The organism is Methylobacterium oxalidis, from assembly GCF_007992195.1.
GTDB lineage: Bacteria > Pseudomonadota > Alphaproteobacteria > Rhizobiales > Beijerinckiaceae > Methylobacterium > Methylobacterium oxalidis.
This window is the reverse complement of sequence record NZ_BJZU01000262.1, coordinates 1-1,877: the sequence shown is the minus strand read 5'-3', so window position 1 is coordinate 1,877 and position 1,877 is coordinate 1. Positions and strand designations below refer to the sequence as shown.

1 protein-coding gene and 1 pseudogene are annotated in these 1,877 nt (G+C 64.7%); both read right to left on the bottom strand.

Annotated elements, in window-relative coordinates; genetic code table 11:
- Positions 1-224 (bottom strand): annotated as a pseudogene (locus tag MOX02_RS30370) (DUF1269 domain-containing protein); the annotation flags it as partial.
- Positions 225-625: 401 nt separating this feature from the next.
- On the bottom strand, positions 626-1,666 hold the full coding sequence (locus MOX02_RS30365; RefSeq protein ID WP_147029471.1) for a YihY/virulence factor BrkB family protein: 1,041 nt from the start codon (positions 1,664-1,666) through the stop codon (positions 626-628).
- Between the last annotated feature and the right edge of the window lie 211 nt (positions 1,667-1,877).

Below are 1,877 nucleotides of genomic sequence, written 5' to 3'. Positions count from 1 at the left end.
AATGGGCATCGCATCACCGGGTAGGCTGCGGGGCTGGTGCCGATCCCCGCGGCCGTGCCGTTGGCTGCCGGCTCGCTGCTGCTGCCTGGCATCGACACCTGTGGACCAGACAAGGCCGCCTGAAGGCGGCTCTCCTGCTCCGGTGAGAGCGAGGAGCGGATCACGCGTCCGCGGAAGCGCGACATCTCCGCTAGCACCTTCTCGGGTTGTGCCTTGCGCACCAGGCGGATCGTCGAAGCCAACAACGACAAGCTCAGCCATTCTCCACTCCTAGCTCGTGCTAAGAACGCAACTTCTCGGATGCTCTACCTCCGTGCAGCTCAATCCAATATCCCGCCCGTGAGCATGTCGGGCCCGGTGGCATGCACTTAGAACCCGGAGCAGCCGTGCCTATCCTTCCGGGCCTGTAAAGTTGGCTGTCCAGGGCGTCTATGATCGGGCTTGTCGGCGCAGAACGTCCCCTGATCTGACTGCCTCTGTTCGCAACGCCAGGCATGGCGCGTTGCGATGCCAGTTTCATAGTAGCGCAAAGCGGGTTCATTCGCCGGCGGACGAACCCACTCATCCTATATACCTCAAGTCTAGGTGCTGGCCTCTGCGATGATCATAGCACTGCGTCCGCAGTTCAGGACTGCGCAGGGCCGATTGTGTCAGCCGCATAGGCCTGCCGAGATCCCAGCGGCTTCGGCCTACCGGTCGTGCTGTCGCGCGCCGTCTGCCGCTCCATCTCAGCGTTCAGCTCTGCCCCGACAAGCACGATTACCACCGACAGCCAGATCCACGTCATGAACCCAACGCCCGCTCCTAGCGAGCCGTAGACCCGATTGTAGCTGTCGAAGCTGGCCACGTACCAAGAGAAGAGAGCCGAGGCGCAGACCCAGCACAGGGCCGCCGCAGCGCTGCCCCAGCTGACCCAACGCCACTTGGCCTCGCGCCGGCTCGGACCGTATCGGTAGATCAGAGACAGCCCGAGGCTGACAAGAACGAGCAGGGCCGGCCAGCGCGCGATGCGCAGCAGAGCATCCGTCGCTGACCCGAAGCCAAGCCGGTCCAACACGACCGGCAGGACGACCACCATGGCAGTCGCGGCAAGCGCGAACAGCACCCCGCCCAGCGTGAACAGGAAGGTGGTCGCGTAGAAGCGGACCAGAGACCTCTTCTCCCGCTCCTTGTAGATGACGTTCAGCGCGTCAAAGAGGGCGCTCACGCCCGAGTTGGCGCTCCAGAAGGCGATCAGAAGGCTGAGAAGCGAGGCGGTGCTGAGGGTGCCACTGCTCTGGCGGGTGATGCGCACAAGCTGATCATCCAGAAGCGCGAGCACCCCGTTCGGGAGCACGCCCGCGAGCAGGCTGAGGTGCTGACCGATCGCGTTCGGGTCCGAGACGAGGGCGTAGAGCGAGACGATCGTCGCGAGACCCGGGAAGGTTGCCAGGAGCGCGAAGAAGGCGACCCCGCCCGCCGTGGCGAGCACACGATCTTCGGGCAGGGACAGCACGACACGCCAGAGAATGTCGCGCCAGCCCGGGGCCGGGATCTGCTCGGGCCGGGCGGCGGTGCGTCCGCGACCGGGTTCATTGGCGCGCGCATGGGCGAGCTTGATCGTCGTCTCGTCGGGCGCTCGCGTGCTGACGGACCGCCAGTCCTCACCCGCGTCTTTCCGGTTCATGAGGCGACTCGCGCGATCCGCTGCCGTGCAGGATGTGACGTATGGCTGTTCGTGCTGGATGTTTCTCCGCCTTAGTCGGTGGGCACGGTCGCTGACCAATTTCCCTGAGGCTCCATGCCCTCAGCATTGGATGGCTCGCCTCCTTGAAGCAGTTCGCCAAACCATGGAACTGTCCTGACCTGCATGCCGGCCGAGATCTTCTGGAAGCCGG

Bases quoted from the DNA above. Each gene is read 5' to 3' on its own strand.
- MOX02_RS30365 (WP_147029471.1), bottom strand. From the start codon at position 1,666: ATGAACCGGAAAGACGCGGGTGAGGACTGGCGGTCCGTCAGCACGCGA.